Here is a 23,418-nt window from a genome sequence, read left to right as displayed (position 1 = left end):
GTTTTTATGAGTCATTCAGGGGAGGGCTAAATTATTAGCCCACTCACCCTGAAAACAGATGGTAAAGTAACCACACCTATTAGATGCGTTTACTAACAGTAGTGCTGGTAGTATCGCTACCACCATCATCATCAGTGACAGTCACGGTAACAATGTAGTTATCCACATCGTTATAGATGAAATTGCTGGGGTTATTCATAGCCGCCAGCGACACATTATCGATAATTAAGAATGAACGGAAAATAGCAGTTCCCTGTGTACCATCGCGGTCGATTTGGATAGAAGTGCTGTTAGCGGTGGGGCCTTGTACTAGGCGCACATAACCATCAGCAATAGCATCAGTACCCTGATAGCCGCCAATGACCAAGCTATCAAGTAGTTGATTCAGATTGATTTTGTCACTACCGACTTCAAAGTCGGCAATGCGATGACCCACTTCTCGGAGGTCTGTATAAATAAACTCATCATTACCTGCACCACCAGTAATCGTTTTACCATTCAAGCCACCAAAAATTCGGTCATTACCGCTAGTACCATTTAAAGCAGAGCGACTACCATCACCACTGATGACTGTGTAGTTATAGGTAGCTGTGAATGTGCCTGTGGTCGCATCAACTATTGCATTGGCAGTGGTACCGTTACCCCAATCGATAGTTACAGTGTGGGTATCTAGACCGATATCATTGAATTCACCAGTGATGGACACCGAGTTGCTGCGATTAACTTTTGTCTCAGTGCGTTGGAATGCCGTGATGATTGGGGCAACATTAGTCACCGTCACAATCGTGCTAGCGGTAGCACTGTCACCATCATCATCAGTTACCGTAGCCGTAATAGTGTAGTTATCAACAGCTGTACCAGTGGGGTTATCATCTGCGTAGCGACGGGATGCTGTGAATGTCCTGGTGTTGGCATCAACTGTAGCAGCAGAAGTAGTACCATCACCCCAGTTAATGCTGACTGTGTGGGTATCTCCAATGCCTGCATCTGTGATTCTGCCAGAGACTACGACTAATCCACTTTCTGGTATGGTTGTGTTTGCCAGTAACAAACCAGCGATCGCTGGTGCGGCATTATTGATTCTGGCTATAGTCGTAGCAGTATTACTAGCACTATCTTTGTCAGTCACTGTGGCAGTTATGACGTAATCTTGATTATCGCCATACTGATGGGTGAAATCAAAATCAGTAGTCCCAGCCGCCAAGTTGAACGTCTCGGATGAGCCATCACCCCAATCCACTACAAGAGTGAAACTATCTTGAGTTCCAGGGTCAACAATCCTGCCGGTTAAGCGGCTGATACCACCTTCAACGGCGGTTGTCGCTGACAAGTTTTGCAGTTGTGGTGCGGTATTGCTCACCGTTACAGTCTTGGTTGTCGTGTAAGTTCCATCTTCATCAATAGCTGTCACCAGAATCACCCGTGTACCATTGTCTGTAAATCTGTGGGTCAGAGACTGAGTAGCCCCAGCAAAAGTTTCGACTATGCCATCATTCCAATCGACAATCCATTGACTAACTGTGTCATTACCAGGGTCATTGGCACTTAAATTCAGGCTGTATGGTACTCCCTCTACGGCTGTATCTGCACCACTGACGATTAATGTCGGGGAAACTGCCAACACCGTCACTTCGGTAAACAATTCTGTTGCACCGCCATCTTGATCCTGAATTACACCCCGGATAGTGCGAATACCGTTATCACTGAAGAATTGGTTAGGAACTACCGCAGAACTAGAACGACTGTTGATGATCTCAAACTGACCATCATTGTTGAAGTCGTAGCTGTAGAAGAAACCAGCTGTTGTATCACTGAGGGATGGATCAAATTGGTCGATGAAGGAGACGGTGGTAGTGCTACCTTCATTGACTGCACCACTATTAATGAATGTGGCTGTGGGAGCTGTGTTAGTTACCCGCAGGGTGACGGGGTTCGATGTGGCTTGCTGGCCTGTGCCGTAGTTGACTCGTACACGGACATTGTAAGTGCCGTTATTTTGGATGGGATTAGCTGCTAATTCCTGTAGCTGTGTCCATAAGAGGGTGGGATTTTTGCCTGTGGCATCTGTAAAGATCCCATCACCATTAATATCCCAAGCATAAGCTGTGGGTGTACCGATGGCGATCGCATTTAGTGTGAGTGCTTCACCTTCCGCAATGGTATATGGGCTACCTGCACTAACTTGATTGGCTGAAACGGTGACAGTGATTGTCTTCGGTGTGGCAAAGGTGGCATTGGGTGCGGAGTCTTCATCAACTGCACCGACTACAATTTGCGCTGTCCCTGGATTGGTATAGATATGGGTAGCTGATGTGGTACCACTACCAAAGACTTCCACTGGTGTGCCATCGCCCCAATCAATGCGCCATTCAAACACGCGGTCATTACCAGGGTCGGTGGCAGAGAAGTTAATTGTGTAAGGTGAGCCAACTGCTACTTCATTCACACCATTGACTTGGATGGTTGGTGGTGTGTTGTTGATGGTCAGGTTAGTAAAGGCACTACTAGAGAAACTGTCAGTGTTAGTAGCTCGGACACCAATTTGGTATGTACCGTTGTCACCTAACCCTAAATCCACCAGTTGCGCCCAACTGAGCGTTACAGTTGCGCCACTAACATCTCCAAAACTGCCGTCACCATTAATATCCCAGATGACTGGCCCTGAAAGTGCGTTTCCTTGTCCTAGTGGGGTGATATTAGCTTGGAGGGTAACAGACTGACCTTCGTTGATTTGGTAAGGCTGACCGCTAAAAGTGATGATGGGTGCAGCAATAACAATGACATTCCCCTCGAAAGTATTGTACTGGAGTGTCCCCCTACCATTGACGTTGACATCGCCAGCACCTGGAGTTGGTGTGGCTGGTGTGTAGTTGGGGGCATTGGGGTTGGGGTTTTGGGGGTCAAAGATGAGGGTGTCGCCTTGGGTTTGGGGTACACCATTGGGGTTGTCGCCATGAGCAATGGTAGTAGCGGAGGTGGGCAGATTAGCACCAGAAACCCGTACAGTGTCACGGCCGTCACCGCCAAAGACTTCAGTGCGGCTAGAAGTTCCGACCCGTTCGATGTTGATCGTATCGTCCCCACCTTCACCCCGGACAATCAGGTTAGAACTGGGAGTGTCGGCACGCAGTTGTGCTGTATCATTGCCTGTGCCTAAGTTAACTACCGTGGCAGAGCTTAAAGCTTGTAAGATAACGCTATCATCACCATCTCCAGTATTGATTGTAGTTGTTACTACTTCTGGAGATGGGGCTTGGCGTAAGGTGATAATGTCTTCACCACCGGCTGTGCTTACTCCTAAGGCTTCGATGTTATCAAACGTCGTCAGGATGGTTGTTGGTTCTGGCAGGAGTGTATTAGTATCAAAGACTGCCAGTCCTCCACTGCTGCCTGTAATTCCTAAACTGCTGACGAAGGTTTTAGTACCACTGGCGTTGGTGGCTATGGTTGTAGGTGTCTGTAATCCGGCTGCACCGCCGACGTTATTCCGCAACAGTTGCACGAATTGTAGTTTACCGTTACTTGTATTCTGCTCGAACACTGCCACTGCATTGCTGTCAGTACCACTGACCATGACGTATCTGCCATCTGGTGTTACAGTCACATCACTCGCACCGAGAAGACCACGGATACCATTGACACCGTTCTGGAGTGTTTGTACAAGGGTGAGGGTTTGAGTGGTGGTGTTGCGTTGGAAGACTGACAAGGTATTACCATCTTGACCTGTAACGTAGACAAAGCGATCGTCTGAACTGATGGCTAGACCTTTGGCTCCATCTAATCCATTGGCAGCGCCCGATATGTTTTGGATGACGCTAAGATTGCTGGCATTGACAATTAATAAGCTGTCACTGTTGCGACTAACGGCGTATAGCACTGAACCATTGTTGCTAACTGCTATATTGCTGAAGTTACTGACACCACCTAGATTTAACGATGTCTGAGCGGCTGTCAAAACTCCAGTAGTGGTGTTGCGGTTAAACGCCTGGACACCGTTTGTCCCCGCCGCATAAACGCGGTTGCCATCGCTACTGATTGCTACTGATTCCAAACTTCTTTCGCTAATTGGTATTTCTTGAACTAGGCTGAGGTTGCCGTTAGTGGCGTTTCTCTGGAAGACTGACAAGATTTTGTCACCTGGACTGGTTACGTAAACATGATTACCGTCACGACTGATAGTCAGGTCTGTAGCACCACCTAATCCATTAACTCCTTCTAACCCGTCTTTGAATAATTGACGCTGAGTCAGGTCACTTGCATTCACGGATACTAAGGCGTTTTGTGTGGGGTTGACTCCGTATATCTGTTGACCATCTGGACTGAGTGCTATTGATTGCAGTCCTGTGATATTGGGTGTCACCGTCAAGTCTGGCCGTGCGGCTTTAATGAAAGCGAATTGTCCATCTATGAGGGTGGTACCTAAAATTGATGTAGTTGAACCACTAATTGCTGCATTGACCTTAACTGCATCTCCGGGTATGAGGGTTGCCCAAACTGCACGCGGATTCAGGGCTGTTAAAGCCTGTGCTTGTCCAGTCAGCAAACTAGAAGTAGAACTGGAGGTTGAGTTTGTAGGCAAGATACCGAGTGTGGGATTAGTTAACACAGAATCTGTCAGGTTAACGAACAACAGCATATCGAAGTCGGCAGTCTTTTGACCGTTGTCGGTATAAGTACCATACTCTTCATTAAAGCCTGATGGACCTAAATCTAATCGATACACTGCTACTAAGGCATCAGGATTGGCTGAGGTGTTGATACCTATATTCCTGCCATCAATTCCTGCTAGTAAACCGTAGATGTTTGCACCTCCAGTTAAACCAGCAATAAAAGGTGTAAATTGCTGCTCAGTGGTAAAGGAATTGGAGATGAATGGGTTATCTGCACGCTGACCTGTAAAGAAGGATGTAGTCGTTTCTCTTGCTCTTGGTAGACTACCTGAGTAAGTATTGCTACCAATGATCAGCCGTCCATTAACCGCACTTTCAAGACCCCTACCACCATCGGTGTCGACTTGTGCATTTCTAATATCTAAGGTTGTAGCGTAGAACTTAACAGTACCACCGGCACCGCCTCCTCCTTCACCACCATCGCCGCCACGGCCGCCAACACCACCACGGCCACCATTACCGCCAGTGCCACCATTGCCGCCGCCGCCGCCGCCGGCAGTGCCGCCGCCAGTGCCACCATTACCGCCAGTGCCACCACTTTGACCTGCCTCTCCAGGCTGACCTGATTGCCCCTTCTGTCCATCTGTGCCATCCGCACCTCTAGCCTCAAAGCTGTTACTACTGGAAGTAATCCGACCTAAAGCCAGAATTTCAAAGGCACCGCCGCCGCCGCCGCCTAAGCCACCATTGCCACCATCACCACCATCACCACCATAGCCACCGTCACCGCCGAGGCCGCCACCGCCGCCACCAGCACCACCAGAACCAAATACTGTATTACCGCCAGCATTGCCGCCGCCGCCACCGCCGCCGCCACCGCCGCCGCCACCGCCGCCGCCAGTGCCACCATATCCTGAGGCACCACCGCCACCGCTACCGCCGCCGCCGCCGCCAGAAATGCTCAAACCGCTTCCAGTATTGCTACCATTGCCAGCATTGCCACCGTTGCCGCCATTTTGAACTAACAGAAAAAGACCATCTATACCGTTGGTACCATTGTCACCATTGAAACCTCTATCTCCAGTACCGCCACCTTCTCCACCTCTGCCAGGCCATTGACCTGCGGGCTGGAAATTATCGTAGTCACCACCAGCACCGCCAGTACCTCCACCACCAGGGCTACCAATTTGCCCCTGTCCACCACGAGTACCAGCAACGCCACCGTTGATACCAGTGCCGCCAAAATTACCAAAATTACCGAATGATGCACTGCCAATCCTACCATCCGCACCTCTGACACCTAAATTACCTGTACTACCTCGCCCCCTGTTAGTATTGCCGCCGCCACCGCCGCCGCCACCGCTACCTGAGCCTGAAGGCGTAGTACCATTAGCACCGTTTGTCCCATCTTTATTTCCTGCACGGCCACCACCGCCACCTCCACCAGTGTTATCACCAGGTAAACCTCGTGTAAATAATCCATCTCCTCCCTGACCTGCTGCACCAGCACCATTACCACCACCAACTCCACCAGTGGTGCCATTGGCGGAGAAGTTGAAGGTGACACCAGCACCAACGTTGACATCATTACCAGCTAGTAAGGAGAGTCCACGGCTACCAAAACCTGAGACGATACTATTACCAATAACGGAGGTATTGTCAGCAAAGTTGATGTTACCTCCAAAGCGGAATTGAGCGATATTACTACTAACTACAGATGTCAGCAATCTCATACCATCAATGGAGTCATTGTTACGGATAACTCGCTCATAGGTACCATTCTCGTCTGAGTCAACATAGATTAGTAGATTATCTGTATCGAACAGAATATCGCCACTCAGATTTAAGGTGGGTATGGATGTGGGGGTAGTGGTTGGGGTAATATTGGCAAACTGTTCTCTAGCAACGATGTTGTCTACTAAGGTTGTGCCGGGTTGCCAAGATAGAGACTTCAAGACCCCAAAACTGGTGGGGAAATTGAAGGTCTGAAAACCAGCATTACCTTCTACTGAAACTACCTGTGTGACTGTTGCCCCGTTCATCGTTGTACCAGTGAAGGTGACAGACTGGGTTGTGGGTGCTGCCAGAGATAAAGAGTAAAGCGCGAAACTGCCACCTGTGGCTGATGTCAAAGTGAATCTATCGTTAGAAGCTTGAGCCTTGGCTGCTGGGCTGATGGTATCGTCACGCAGAATTGGCACAGGAATTGTCAACAAGCCAACAGGGCGGCTACTAGCAAGTCGGAAGCCTTCTTCTGTGTAGCTAGTCGTATTACCCTGCAACTTGTCGAAATCAATTACAGAGTCATAGTTGCGGAAGGTTTCAAAATCAGCAGGCTGGAGGACATTTAAACCAGATTTTAACTCGACGCGATCGCCATCAATCAATCCGTCAATATTATTAGCCGATTCACTCACAACGTTTAAGGTATCAGCCTGAGTTCCGCCGATAATTCGGGTCAGTGCTGCACCCTCGGTATTAATGACGGCAATCGGTGATGTACTGGAAGTTAGTTTAGCTTCTAGGATTTCCCCATTTCTCAGTGTCCAGTCTACTGATTGACTGGTGTTACCGCTATTATCTACAACCAAAGTTTCCACATCTAAATTGAGAGTCGTAAACTGGTTGTTTGTGGGTACACCATCGATAATTACGGTGACTGTATCTACACCCAGTTCACCGGAAATATTAGTTTCTGGACTACCGATACTGCGGACAGTGATGGCATCATCACCGCTACCACCTTTGAGCGTGACTACTGTGTTAGCTAGGGTGGTGTTGATAGTGAGGTCATCGTTACCTGTGCCGAGTTTCATTTCTAATTGCTCAATGGCACTAAAGGTAATATCACCGTTTGTTACGTTCTCAATTACACCTGTGTTAGCTTGTGTATCATCCCTGAGCAGTCCGCCGATCGCTGCCGCAGTTTGAGTGGATCGGTCTATAATTAGCCTGTCAACACCGCTACCTGCACCATTAATTGTGAGTGGGGCGTTGGCATTGATGACTGTCAGTTGATCATCACCATCGCCCAGGTTGAGGGTAACGGCTGCGTTAGTATTGATGACTGTTACTTGGTCACTACCCCCGCCTGTATTTAAGGTGACTGGTGTTGTGGTATCGATGATGGTGAATCGGTCATCACTATCACTTTGGGTAATAGTCAGGTTAGCGATTTCTGCAAACTCGATGCGACCGGGTACGCCTATGCCAGTAATGACATCAATGCTGAGTGTTAAATCACTGGCAATGTTGGAGTTGACTGATAAAGTATCGTCTCCTAATCCTCCTTGCACCAGTAGGCGTGCGGCAATCTGTGGCAATTCATTTCCTACTGTAATTCCGTCATTGCCAGCACCAGCGTTAATTGTTGTCTCAGTATCAATAGCATTGACGGTGAATTGGTCATCTCTACTACCTAAGTTGATCTGTACACGCTCCAAGCCACCGTAGATAATACCCCGTTCTAAGTTGTTTGCTGTTTGGTCGGTTGCACCCATACCCAAACCTGTGATGCGTTTGCTGTTTATGATACCTGCGTTGGCTTGGGTGTCGCCTGCGTCGTTGATGTTGAGGGTATCAGTACCAGCAGCACCGCGAATCTCTAGTAGTCCGCTAATAGCGTTGACTTGGTTGTTGGCATCGCCGACGTTAATCGTGTTCGTACCTGCACCTGTATTAATCAAGGTTGCAGTGTTGTCTTGGGTACTCTGAATGTTGACTGTATTAGCATTTTTACCCAAAGATATCTGCATAGCTTCAATATCTGCATATTGAATGCCTTGATTTAAACCTAAGCCAGTCACACTGCTATTAGTAACAGTACCAGTATTGATTTTGGTGTCGGCAGAGTCATCTAATTCTATGCGGTCAGTACCCGTACCACCGCGAATGATTACCTGTCCGCGAATATTATCAAGGAGTCCATCAGTGTTGGTTTGTGGTGTGGCTTGACTACCGATGTAAATCCTATCGTCGCCGCCACCAGTTTCAATTGTGGTGGTGACTCCGGTGTTGACGTTGCGGAGAGTGATGACATCACCATCTACTTCACCTGTAATCTGGACGGAACTCGCTGCAATTTCTCCATTTAATTCGATGACTGTACCTTCTAAATCGGCACTACCCCAATCACCAGTAATGCTCACTGATGACTCTGCTGTGACTGTACTGCTGGCTGCGAATGTCACGTTGTCACCTGCTTGCAGGTTGACTGAACCGCGACTGGCTAAAATCTTGCCACCGTTACCCAAGACTAAATCTTGTCCTTGACTAGCTAAGTCTGGGAGTGTCAACCAGATATTGCCCGTAATTGAGGTCACATCATTAATACTTAAGCCACCGTCGATGTCGCTAATCACGATATTTTGCTGCGCCAAAGCTGTGAGTCCAGAGGTGGTAGCAGCCGCATTCACTTCTAAGACATTGGCATCACTACCAATACTACCGTTGAGGGCGTTGAGTGTGATTTGTTGGGCAGTGATGTCTGCGGTGGCTGTGTCGTTACCATCTAAGATTGAACCTTGGGCTTGCAGGTCAACATTACCGTTGCTGGAGGTGACTTGGTTGATGGTTAAGTCGTCGGCAAATTCGTTGATGAAGATGTCGTTGCGGGCGATCGCACTCAGCGTACTAGACTGAGTTTGAATACGGCTACTCGCTGTGCCGATGCTGCCGTTATCAGCCTGCAAAGTTAAAGCTGTTGTTTCTATCTTGGCTACTGAGTCGGAGGCGAAGATATTACCACCGTTGTTGAGGATTTGTGTAGTGCCGAAGGGATTGTCAATAAATCCATTGAGGCGGATGTCTGCGTTGCCGGTATTGGTGATGGTGATGGCTGTATTGCCAGGGTTAGTTGTGGTGGTGTAGTTAAAGCCAGTCTTATTCCTGACGTTGACAGTAATATTGCTGCTTAACTGCCCTGATGTATTTAGGACATCAATATCATTGATTTTCAGGTTCTTGGCAGAACGATTGATAATGTCTACACGCTCGAATCCAGTGATAAACTCTACGGTGGCACTACCTTTAATCACAGCCACATCCGTGAGGGTTACTGGTGCAGTACTGTCATAAACCGATTCCTGCATCGAGAAGGTGATTGTTCCCGCTAGAGTATTGGTGTTGGTAATATCATCAACAACAATTTCCGTAGGTGTTTGCTGGACGCTGACGTTGACTTGCCGCACTACATTACCGTTAGCATCAATTTCCAGGGTAGGACTAGGCGCACCCAACATGATGATCTTCGAGTTGAAGTCAATTGTCCGGTTGAGGGATAAGGTGCGTTTTCCTGTAGAGTCCCCGGTATCAATGACAGCACCGTTCTGCTCTGGGGTAGCAGCAGAACTGATTGTCAATGGGGTGTTGGCTTCTACTAACAAACTTCTGGTAGCGATTTCCGAGCCAGTACCAGTATTCACGTTTGTGGTTGTGGTTTGGCTGGTAGTGGCGGTGGAATTGGTGTCTGCGCCTAGACCTTCCGTTGTCGCACTGGTTTTGGAATTGGTCTTGAGTTCGTCGTGTCTCGCACTAATTTTGACTTGATCTGTGCCTTTAATCTTGGCTTGGGCGGCGATATCAACCTGGGCTGTGGAAGTTGTAGTTAGGGTAGCAGTGGCGTTAGAAGTAGCACCGATGACGTAGGAAATAGCCGTAGCTGTGGGAGTGAGATCAATGTTGGTGACCACAGCTTCCAAGGTGACAACTTTCGCACTCAAGTTAACGGCATTGCCAATATTAGTCTTAGTCTCGTCAATCAGTGTGGTGGTGATTTCTGTGCGTGTATCAGCACCTAATCCTCCGGCTTCTGCTTTGGCTTCGGAAGAATTAGCAGTGGTACTCATTTTCGCCGTTACTTCCAGATTGTTTCCTGCGGCGATCGCACTTCTATTGCCAACTGATGCCGTAGTCTTATCATTAATACTAATGGTTGAATTGGATCTGTAGATGGGAACTCCCCCACCACCAGTATTTTTCGAGTCAGCGTCAGCTGTGTTGGTGGAATCTGCAATTAACTGGAAGTTACCCCCAGCGTTAATTACTACATCTTCACCCACTGAGGCTCTAATCACAGGGGTAATGCTGACTTCTGATAGGGAGACACCAACTGCGATACCAGCAACCGTAAAGCCATCCGTATTAACTGTGGCTTTAGTAGTAGAAACGGCATTAACTTTGACATCACCCGTAGCATAGATACTGGCAGCATTACCAATAAGAGCATTGACTTTGGCATTGAGGGTGGCTTTAGCATCGTTACCCGTACCAGAACCAATACCCGCAGCTACGGCTTGCGTTTTCGCCATCCATTGATTATCCAGGGGTCTAATCTGAGAATCGGCTGTGACAATTAAACTACCAATCTTCGGCCCGTCTGCTTGTCCCATTTGGACATTGAAGCCGGAAGTGCCATCACCAATGTAAGCACTAGTTTCACCACCAATATTAACTCTAGCGATCGCTGCCCCTGCTGCTAATCCCCCAATATCTAGTCCAAAGTTCTCCGCCGATATTTTCCGGTCACTGGTGGCTGTAATCTTGACTTCATCAGCTTGGAGGATTTCTGCCCCGGCATCAACGTAGGCTTTCTGTTCACTGTTGTCAGTTAAAATTACTACCTGCGCCCCCAAGGACACTGCACCAACTCGACCTCCCACAGCGAATCCTTTCAGGGATTCGGTGAATTTGGCTGATACCAGGACGTTATCACCTGTTTGTGTCCCGGTTGTCACCCTGGCATTACCACCAAGAGCCGCATCAGTCACACTCTTGATGTTGGCAACTACCACAGAACCACCCAGTCCCACTAATCCAGCCGCCCCACTACCAGCTGTGTTATTCAGGATGAGTTCTTCATGGGCGCGGACATTGACATCATCACCAGCAGTCACAACACCATCAATCCAAGCAACTGTGCCTAACCTTGCACCTGTAGGACTACCGCTACCAGATAAAGCTACACTCGTCGCTTTCAGGTTGAGGGTGAGTTGGTGAGTCCCGGTGACATTGGTTGCCGAGGTGAGGTTAATAGCTATCCCTTGCTGGGCATCGGCTTCAGTCGCCGCTAGTTGAATTTGATTGTTGGCTTTGAGAATCACGTAGTAGACACCACCATCTACTAGGTTGCCGATACTGCCAGCAGAGTTGGCATCTTTGCGATAGACAACGGCATCACCAGTAGCAAAACCTGGGGCAGACTGGAAGGTAATGGTATCGGTGGTGTAGTCTACTGCTTGGCTGACATCAAAATTGCGTTGAATCGTACTGCCGAAGGCACTAGAAACATTAGCAGCTTCCGTGAGAGTTTCGGTTAATTTTTGCAGGGCATCACTACTCAATCCGCCTTGGGAATCTAAAGCTGTGCCGAAAGACCAAACTGAAATCGCACCCGTTAAAGCTCCCAGACCCACAGAACCGCTAATGGTGAGGCTGTTAATATTCTTGTAAGACAGGGCATTGACATCAACACTCTGGCTGGCAGTGACTACTGCCCCTGTGCCAATAAAGGCATTAGTATTATTGTTGACGTTACCTACATCAACGCTGCCACTGATGCCGACTTTACCACCCGCAAAGCCTAAAGCTTTAGCCTCGAAAGTCGCCTTATTAACCGCCGAGACATTCACTGATTGAGCAGTGTTCACAGTGGCACTTGTACCAATGTAAGCCACGGTGTTAGAAGCGATATCTTCCACGGTGACAGCACCCGCCAAGCCGAGGAACTTACCAGCCCCAGCCGCCACAATAATGCTGATGATTTTCTCTTGGGAAGATGCCTGGACATCTAGTCCTTTGAAGCCGGTCTGAGTGGTAAATCCGCCGTTACTGATGCCGCCATTGTACACACCGTTACTGAGGGCAGCATTGTTACCCTGAGCATCAATTTGGGAGAAATGACCAACAAAAGCCTGAGTATCTTTCTTGATGACTGATACGCCAACAGAACCACCAATACCTGCCACTCCAATACCCACACCCAGTCCACCTGTACCTGTGGTCATGGTGGTGGTATCATCGGCTGCTACTAAGATATTGCCTCCAGCAGTGGCTTTAGCACCCTGCTGGTCTTGAGCATTGTTATCACCGATGTAAGCATAGGTGGTGTTATTCAAGGAGATGACTGACACCGCACCACCTACAGCCACCGTACCAGCACCAGCCGCACCCGCTACTACATTGAGAATATCTTCTGAGGCGATCGCTTTCACATAAATATCCCGGTCGGCGGTGAGTTCAGCCTGATCACCCACATAAGCTAGTGTATTGTTATTCACTACTAATACATCAGCACCAGGAACTACCGCCACAGCCCCCGCACCTGCTACTGCTACCACTATCCCCAGGTGGTGGAAGTCGTTACCAGCAGCCACTAAGATTGAGGGTTCTTGGTTAGGAACATTGAAGACGTTGCTCGCGGTGACTTTTGCTCCATCGCCGATGTATGCTGAGGTGTTATTCGTCAGGACATTGACGGAACCGCCAATATTTACTGCTACTGAACCAGAACCACCACCACTCACGGTGACTCCCAGCAGTTTATCGCTGTTAATAGCTGTGACTGCTACACCCCGATATCCTTCCTGTTTCTGGGCTGTAGCGGTGCGAGAGGGGATAGCCGTGAGGGTGTGGGCTGTGCCGGTGGCGGTGGTGGGGTCTATATCGATGGCAATTCCCGCCGCCGCATTGGCTTGGCTACTAGCCAGTTTAATGCGATTTGTTGCGTCTTTAATGACGTAATATGTATCACCCTTGACTAAGGAACCAATACTGTTACCACCACCGTTGTCATAGATGACCGCTTGTCCTGTTTGCAGGTCGGTATTAAGAGCAATTGTGTTGTTGTTGTTATTGACAGCCGTGGCAGGATTGAAAGTAACAGAGGCGATCGCCGGTAATAATGGATCATCAGCATTGAGAATCCCCAGGTTACTGTTGGTATCGAAGTTACCTGTATTGACGGTGATACCACTACCAAAGCCTTTGGCTGTCACCTCTGCCTGAGAACCAATAAAGGATTCTGTGGTTTTGCTAATCACGGGTACACTCACGGCAGCACCGATGGCAGCTGTGCCACCACCAGTAATGCTGCCTGCAATGGTGGTGATGTCTGTATGGTCTTCTGCTGCTACCAACACACTACCATCAGCGTTAATGGTGGCTTTTCCTGATGGCGTTACTTGGTCTTTGGGGTCATCCCCAATAAAGGCTCTGGTGGTGTTATTAATCACATGAATACCAGCAGCCCCAGCGATACCAGCTGTCGCCCCGCCACCGCCAGCAATGGAGACAGAGATAATTGTCTCTTCTGAGATTGCCTGGACTTTCACATCACCGGCGGCTTGCACCTGAGCATTGCCGATGTAGGCTTGGGTATCTTTGGTAATATTACCTACACCAATGCCAGCACCAATACCTGTAGTACCGCCACCACCGATACCACCGGCAGTGTCAATTAGTCTGGTGTAGTCTACTGCTTTCACGTTGACACTTTGACCAGGGTTGGCTGTAACGCCAGTTTCAATATTAATCTTGGCTCCGTGACCGATGCTGGCGGTGGTGACTTCCTTCAACACTGTCACGGGGGCTGAACCTGCCACACCTACACCCTTACTACCTTGTCCAGCTACAGCCAAACTCAAGATATCTTCCGCCGAGGTAGCTGTGACTGACACACCCCGCACAGTTTCTGTTTGTGCTTGTCCCGCTAGTGCCAGATTACTATCTTTTTTGCCTGTGAAAATTGCAAAGGTGGCTCGATTACCTCGACCAATCACCGTGATGTTGTCGCCAATTTTCGCTGTGGTCTGGTTGTCGGTGACGATGGTGGAGTTGGACACCCCAACGGAGGAAGTACCACCGCCACCAAAAGCCCCCGTACCCGTACCAATCTTCACATCATCATAGGCTTCGACAATTACGTTGCCATCAGCCACAATGCGATCGCCTGCATCACCTGTAATATAGGCTTCTGTGGTATTTTTAATGACGTTAACTACAATAGAACCACTGATGGACACACCAAGGGAAGGACTACCACCCAAGGCGGCGGCGTAAATGTCGCTGGTAGATAAGGCCTGTACTCTCACATCACCTGTAGAACTGGTGACACTGGAATTATCTATGTATGCCTTGGTAGTGTTGATAATATCGTTATTGGCGATCGCTGCACCAACGGTTGTTCCTGCTGATAAGGCGATACCACCGGAACCGGAGTTAATTTGCGTTTCATCTTTCGCTACAACACTCACGGTTTTGGATGCCTCGACTGTTGAGCCGGAAATATGGGCATCAATGGTATTTTTCACCACGTTGACGCTGACTGAACCACCCAAAGAGAAGCCACCGGCGGCTGCACCACCAAGGGAAACGGTAGTAATATCGGCTTTTGATAAAGCGAGGACATCGACATTACCCCCGGTGGTGGTGACTGTAGAGTTCTCTATAGTGGCGGTAATTTCGTTGATGATGTCACTACTACCCAAAGCAGCCCCAGCCGAAGTTTGTCCCAGACTTAAACCCCCAGCCCCAGAACCAACGGTGGCGTTGTCAACGGCATGAACAATGATGTCTTGGGCTGCCGTTACCTGGGAGTCTTTAATCTTGGCTTCAAAGGTATTCTTAATAATGTTAATGGGAACAGAGCCAGCGATCGCTGTCCAGTTGGCTACCCCTACCCCAATGCTGACTGAGACTACCTGGGATGTCACTTCCGAGGGAATTTCTGGTACAGATACAGTTGTTGTTCCCAAATTAATGGATGTGGGTGGGGCATCGCTGGGAATCTCAAAGCCTGATTTCACCTCAATTTGCCCTAAGACGGAGGTGACAACAGAATTGTCAATTTTGGCAGTTGTGGTGTTAAGCAGATTATTAGTAGATACCGAGCCGCCAATAGCTGAAGAATTACCAGACAAGCCCACAGCCCCGGAAATCACAATCATTCTGGAGGAGTCGGCGGCGGCTACCCGAATTGATTGCTGGGCATTGACGTTGGATTTATCTTTCGTGTCGTCATCATTGAGGTCGGTATCACCTGTAATTGATGCCTCAATGTTGTTTTTAATCAGGTTAATGGTGACAGAACCCGCACCAGCAAAACCTTGTCCCCCGCTACCAGCTAAAGCAACAGCAATGAGTAATGATGAGGAATCGGCTGTAACTTCTAGAGTTGATGCTGTGGAATGGACTGTAGAACTATCAATATTGGCTTTGACGGTGTTAGTAATGACTTGGGAACTGAGGGCTGCACCGATCGCTATACCTTGTCCACCAACGGCTAGGGAACCAGAGACACTACCAACGGTAGAATCATCCTTGGCTTTAACGGCGATCGCTCCTTTGGCATACACATTGGAGCCGTTTTTGATATATGCCTCGGTGGTATTAGTAATCACGTTCACCGAGACATTGCCAGCAATGGTTGCGTCCTTGGAACCTGCTGCCCCTACTGTACCACTACCAATTACAGCCCGGTTATCCGCTTTCACCAACACGGAACCATCATAAGCTTGAGTAGCCGTACCGATATCTGCGTTGTCGAGGTAAGCGCGGACGGTGCTATGAATGCCGTTATAACCCACAGCTGCCCCTAGTCCTACACCTTGCCCAGCCGCGCCTACAGCCCCACCAATACCAAAGATCCAAGAGTTATCCTCGGCTGTGACGACTAGGCTTGTACCGGTGGGGTTAGTGAATGTCGTATCTTGAATGTAAGCTTCGGCTTCATCTGCAATCACATTCACCCCAATCATCCCAGCTAAACCAGAACCTTGTGATGATACGCCCACTGAGCCGGTAATGGCGACAATCTTGGCATTACCAGGGCCAGGGTTATCAATACTGGAAGTAACCTCGAATTTGCCACCTTGCTGGGTAATAGTCGAGTCTTCCACATAGGCTTTCGTGGTGTTGTCAATGACGTTGACGGCGATCGCTGCTCCCACACCAGTCTTGCCACCGAAACCTACAGCCCCCGCTACACTGACAATTAATGTTTCATCACGGGCATTAATTTTCGCATCACCAATTAGCATGGCGGTGAGTGCGCCTAAGTAGGCTGTGGTGGTATTGGTGATGACGTTGACGGAAACCGAGCCAGCGACGCTATTAGCTAGAAGACCAGGGGCAACGCTAGCACCAGCTGTTAAGGAAGCGATCGCACCAGTCCGAGTGGCTTCTACGGTCACGTTCTCTGTTTCGATCACAGCATCGTTAATGTATGCTTTTGTCTCCCCAATTAAAGTATTTTGGGTGAAGGAACCGGCGATCGCTACATCATTTCCAGCCACAGATTTAGCTGCTGCCACTGCCCCCGCAAATGCGCCTAAACCTGTGTCATTATTGGCGGTAACGGTGATTTTCTTCGCTCGGATGTTCTTGCCCCCGTTAGTCTTCGCCTCTTCATTAATAACGGCGTAGGCGAAATCCTTCACTACTTCGTTTAAAGCTGCATCGGCAGAAATTCCCAGACCATAAGCTCCCTGATTGGCAGCGTCTCCCGATGGGGCAGCTTGATTGGCTTGTTGGACTGCGCTATTAGCCTTACTATTGCTGCTTGAAGTTCCTGGCGGAGAAGCAACACCAGGTGCAACTATAGCCGCCGCAAAGGAGGCAGAAATCAATGCCCCAGTGTTAAATGCCTTGACTTGTAATTCCCCACCGATATCAATAGTAGAAATGCGCTGAGTCTCTGTTGGTAAAGCACCAATTACAGCATAGGTTTCCCGGTTGAGGACGTTCACTGTCCCCGTAAATCCAAAGCCAGCGCGCTCTGCTTTCATGGTAGAACCAGCCAAGTTCACCATAACTGTGGTATCTGTGGCATCAACGTAAATATCTGTCCCAGCTACAGCCGCACTTGTGATGATACTTCCGCCTTCAATCTGGGCTACAGTTTCACTGAATATGGTGTCCACGTTGATCATGCCAGCAAAACCAAAGGTCTTGGCGGCACTACCAGATTGACCTAAAGCAATGTTGAGGATGGCAGTATTAGCTGTAACTTTTAACCCACCAGTCTTAGCTGTCTGATCAAAAGCTTTGGCAAAGTATATCTGAACGTCATTTTCAATTTTCGCCTTGGTGGTGTTATCAACGACTAAAACGTGAACAGCACCGCCAATCCCTGTACCACCAGATTGGGTTCCCGATGGGTTATATAAATAGCTGAGGCTGCTTTTACGTCTACTCTTCAGAATACCTTCTGGGCTGAGGTCAATATCAAAGTTACCCGTGTGGTGAACTAACTCATATTTGGTGTCGGCTGTGACTGCTACCGCCTGATCACTACCCCGGAAGGTGGTATCTTGATTAATCTTCGCGCCAGATTCAATGATTGCTTCGGTAATATTGGTGTAGCCTAAACCAGATAAGGACAAACCCACGGCAAATTCAGTCTTGGCGGCGTTAGTTGATGAGCTTTTATTAGTTGTCCGCACCCATGAGTTGAACAATAAACCAGTTAGTCCCAGTTTGCCATCCAGGAATGAGGCAAACCTACCCACCGGATCTGAGCCAAAGAAGTTTTTCGCATCTGTCGCCGCCGTATTCGGATCGCGGATGGGGAATACCCAAGGATAGCTGATATTAGAAGTAACGCTGAGTGCCTTCTTGGCGTTAATAACTGCACCTGGCCCTGTAGTGTCTTGGCTGGAGATGTTATTTTTACCCCGGACTAACGCCTGTGCTTTGTTTTGATAAGCACCAATGACTAAACCAACGCTGATTGATGTGCCTGCGGTGGCATCATCAGCACGGGAGATGGTAGCTTCAACGTTTTGTTGGGTTTTGTGGGTCAGTTTGGCGTTAACTGCAACGTCACCATAGGAATTGAGGATGGCATTGGGGCCGACTTCTGCCAATACTTCGTTAAAGGTGAAGTGAAAGACTGCTGAACCAGCAACTTCAAACTGAGGTGTGGTGGCATCCTTTGGTAAGTTGTTCTTGATGTTGTCGCTAGCAGGGTTTTTATTGGGGTCGGAATTTTTGGTAGTAATGTCCTTGCCAAAAAATACCGATGGTCTGAGGTTGGTAAGATTGCTGAGAATACCACCACCAGCAAATAGTAACTCACCTTTGGTGAGGAAGTCTTTGATTTTTGGTTCACTACCAATACCACTCTTGGTTTTGCCATTGTTTTCCGCATCTAATGTGGCAGAAATGGTGATACCTTTAGCACCTGGATCAAAACTATGTGTTGTGCCGATGAGAATTTGATCATTAAGTTCAAAGTCAATCACTAGAGATTGACGTGTGTCTCTATAAGGACGCTGATCTTCTCGTGGTTTTTCTAACCATAGGGTAGTCTCGTTGCTAGCACTGGTGATGGCGATAGCAGTGCCATTCTCGGTTGCGGCTAACTGAATTTGATTGGGGTTTGTACCTGTGATGACATAGTAGGTTGCGCCAATTGTCAATTCAGGAATTGTGGATTCTCCTCCCGTACCCCGATAAATCACCCGCTCATTCTGGCTGTAAGGCCAGCTACTGGCTTTGGTGATGGTGTGATTTTGGGAATTGATGGTGACAGCTAGGGGTTCTTTGGTGAAGAAGATGGCTGTGGGGGTGGTGATCCCATCCAAATCAATAGCCGCACCTGTTTGGGCGTTGGCGTAGCTATTGGCTAGTTGAATCTTAGCGGCGTTTTGGGTATCAGGAATTACGTAATATACTTGCCCCTCGGTAAGTCCGTTAATGGTACCGCCGACTGCACCCCGATAGACGACGCGATCGCCTCTTTGGAAAATCTGGGGAGTATCAAAGACGAGTTTATCGCTGGCCTCTTCAACGGTGACGCTGCCTGTGACAAATGTTGTGCGCGCTAGAAATATATCTGTGTTGGTAACACCACCAATATCAACGGCTCTGCCAAAGATAGCATCTTCTCTAGTGGCGGCTAATTGTAGTTTATTGGCGTTGTTGGCATCGGGCAGAATATAGTAAATTCTCCCGACCTGTAAGTTATCGATACTACCGCTACCCACGCCGTTATACACAACAGCATCCCCTAGTTCAAATCCGTGGGCGAAGGTGAAGGTCAAAGTATCATTGGCAGCATCCAGGGTAACGGCTGTACCGCCTGTAGGTGGCTCTACCCCAGAACTAGCAGTACCAGAACCCGCCCAGAACCAATCTGCACCTAAGAGGGCAGCAGTAGCATCAGCGACAGCTATAGACGCAGCTAATTTGGCTGCGTCTGCATCTTGTCCATTGTTAATGGCTTGTTCGTAAGTATCATCGTAGACAGTTTGATATTCTGGGGCAATTGTGCCTTGTAGGGCTTGCTGTTTAATATTTTCATAGGAATCGTTATATGCTGTCTGCCCGGCTATTTTGGCTGCGTTGGCATCTGCGGAAGATTGAGTGAGGCGGATGGCTAAATTATCATAGGGATTCACCAAGGCGTGATAGGTTTGGTTTTCGACTAAGCCTATAAGAGTTAATCCTAATGCCCCTTGATAGGTTAATGCTTCACCGTTGGTTAATCCATGTGCGCTATCGAAGATGATGTTATTACCAGCTACTTCTACACCATTGGGTGTGATTGACTGGCTATTGGTGCGGATAAATTGGAAGTCCAAATTTAAATCTACATCCTGCCCACCTTGAGTTTTCAGATATAGGCGGTTGGGGTTGCTATCATTGACAACTCCTATATAGGTGACTCCATCAACTAAGCCGCCAATACGTTTACCAGGGACAGCAGTAAAGGTGAACTGTTGATTGTTGTAGGCTTTGACATCAAAATCAAATTCAATATAGTTTTCAGTTTCGTCAACTTTGGTAATCGGTAAGTTGAGATTAATATTACTCAGCGTTGGTAAGTCTGTAGTTAAGCTAGTCCAGTCAACCAGAGGATCAAGTTCTAAATCAATGTCTACAGGTGCGGTGGCGGTAGCATCTTGGAAGTTACGCGCTAACTTAATTTCGGTGTCAGAAACTTTAATGACGTAGTAAGTTTGAGCGATCGCATTGTTTAACCCTAAAATTGGCTTATCGCTGACTGGGTTGAAGCGTACTATCTCCCCATTCGTTAATCCATGAGCCACACCAAAGTTAATGCTATCGTTAGCAGTGTCTATATCAGTAATTTGCCGCTTGAGTTTGCCTGTATCTAGTGTGGGATAGTCACCAAACCGGATGTAAAGATTGTTTTGCGCGTCTGTTTTGCTACTGGCAATCCGAATCTTATGATCATCAACCCTAATCACTGAGTAAGCGGTGTTGTCCTCTAGCCCAGGTATGGGAGTACCTACACTACTGGAGTAAACTACTCTATCTCCAGTTTGTAAATTATGGGTAATTGCTTGGCCGTTTGCGTCTACAAAGGAAATCGTATCATCAGCAAAGTTAAGGCGTGTGAAGGGGTTAAATGTCAGTTTGACAGGAACTTGACTGGCAGGATCACTAGCAGTTTCAGCCGTAATTTTTCCGTCTACTGTGGCTTTAACATCACTTTGTGAGACTCCTACTGATACCGTGATTCCGGCTTTACCATCGTAGTAAGAAGCAGTTTCGACGTTGCTTTTATCTTTGTATTTAGCTTCAGCTATGATGGCGACACTTTTACCAGCAATAATTTCCGTATCTTTGGTAGTGATGGCGTGGGTGAAGCTACGCGTTACATCTACAGCCCCGGCAAATTGGAGGGTATAGGGATTTGTCGGGCCAACGCCGAAGTTTTGCGTCACACGAGCAATACCAGCAGCTGTATTGTTAGTTTTGGCGGTGATGTTGACACTACCACCGTTCATGGTGCTGGTATCAATGAGTGTAGAGCCTTCGATTTTGGTCTTGGCTGTTGTCTGTCCAAAGTTAAAGGAAAAGGCAATTCCCACATTTGTAGAAGCATAGTAAATCGCTTCACCACTAGCATCTGCATTAGCTTCGGTTGTGATATCTACATTACCAGCAGCGATGATTTTGCTAGCTCCTTTAACGGTGACGTTAGCATCAGCTACTTTCACCATCAGGGAAAGCGGCAGACTAAGAAAGTCGTCTAATGGCCCGATAATTGACTGAATTACTCCAGAGGCAAATACCCCATTGCCATTGAGTTCTTTATTCAACTGGCTAATGAGGTTCACATCACCGGCTTTAGCACCGAGGGTGATATTGTTTCCTTTGATAGTTGCCTCATCTACGGTGACACCTGCGTTCTGCACGACCACACCGATGTCGTTGGCCACGAGATAGTTAAACACCAAATTGGTGATGTCTGCTGTTAAACTAACGTCACCAGAGGTAAATGTGCCAGTGGAGTGCGCCAACAATTTCGCACCACTCTTGACTTCAATTCCACGAGTCCCACCGCCAAAAATGAAGCTGGGTTCACCTGTGGCATTGAAGGTAATTTTTCCAGAGTTACCAATTGATGCTGCTGTCTCAGGATCACCACCACTGGCAATTTGCCTAGTAGAAATAATCACATCTTCTGAGACTTCAATGGTGTCGGCTGTAACCTCTAGTTTTTTACCATTGAGATTGAGGTTGCCTTTAAATACAACTGTTTCTGGGCCTAAACCACCATTAATGATTAAGTCGGCATTGAAATTATCCAGTGCTTCTATATGTACGTATTCGTCAGTACCGACAGCGTTTAATTCTGTATTGATTGTCAGTGAGCTTGAGGGATCATTAAAAGTGACACTTTCAAAGGTACTATTCTCGCTCTCAATGGTAATTTTTCCTGGTGCTGATCTATACACCCGTACTTCATCAGAACCACCTGTAGCTGTAAAGACGCGATCAGGAGTATTAGTATTATCTGTAATCGGCTCCATGCCAATATAGGTAATGATGTTACCGTCACGGCTAATTGTGCCGGAGTCTCGATTGTTTGAAGTATAAACTACGCTATTAAAACTACCACCATCTAGTACTACACTATCGAAACCACCATCGCCACCTGCAACTGTGCCACTAATCCCACCATTGGCACTAAAGATAAATGTATCTTCGTTGTTAGTTCCACCTGTCAGGTTTTCAACGTTCCTAAAACTAACAACGTCAAAATTCCCTGTGTTTATTCCTGTAACGTACCAGGTAGTATTTGCGCTTTGACCAAATAATGTATCTTGTCCATCTCCACTATCAAAACTTAGTGTGCCATTCTGTTGTTTCAGGACATTAACTAAGGAAGTATCAAGATATAGTTTGTCATTGCCGTCCTGAAGATTAACCTCAATATTAACACCAGTAAATAAATCTAAAACGTCTGTTTGTGCGGTTGCTGGATTAATATCATTGAAAAAATTAGTTCCATCAACACTATAAGCTAATTGATTATTTTGATTTAACTTTAGATATAGTTCATCCAATCCATTGCCACCCATAAATTTAATTTTATTGTGCAGCAGTGGATCAATAGATACTGATGATGCGGAACTGAGAGGATCTATCCCAAAATTGGGTAAAGAACTAAGTTCAATAATGAAGCCTTCCATGAATTTTAATCCTTAGCTTGTTGTGTAATTGTTGATGGACAATCACGGAACTAATTTTAATTGATTGGTAATTATCATAACTAGCAAATTGAGCTAACAATTAACTGGTATTAATCTATTACTCATTAGCTATATAAAACCTAAAATGTCAGCATTATTTGCCAATAATCAAATAATAATTATGCTTACATGAAGGTAATGAGTAAGCTAATGCGCGTCTAAATTACATAACTGCTAATAATGAATGTTGACTGTTAACGGTCAATGGTTAACAGCCTTGACGATGGATTATGCAACTTAAAAGCAGAATAGCTTAAAACTAGTTATTGTTGAGGGAACACAAAAAATAACTTATCGCCAAT

The 23,418-nt window shown here is 47.4% G+C and carries 1 protein-coding gene; it reads right to left on the bottom strand.

Translation table 11 applies throughout. The annotated features are described in order from the left end of the window. Window positions 1-79: 79 nt before the first annotated feature. The gene (locus H6G14_RS13745; RefSeq protein ID WP_190568011.1) at window positions 80-23,056 is read right to left on the bottom strand and encodes a beta-propeller fold lactonase family protein; all 22,977 of its coding nucleotides are present in this window, start codon (window positions 23,054-23,056) and stop codon (window positions 80-82) included. Between the last annotated feature and the right edge of the window lie 362 nt (window positions 23,057-23,418).

The sequence above is a fragment of the Nostoc parmelioides FACHB-3921 genome, from assembly GCF_014696625.1.
Lineage (GTDB): Bacteria > Cyanobacteriota > Cyanobacteriia > Cyanobacteriales > Nostocaceae > Trichormus > Trichormus parmelioides.
This window is presented reverse-complemented; position numbering and strand designations above follow the sequence as displayed.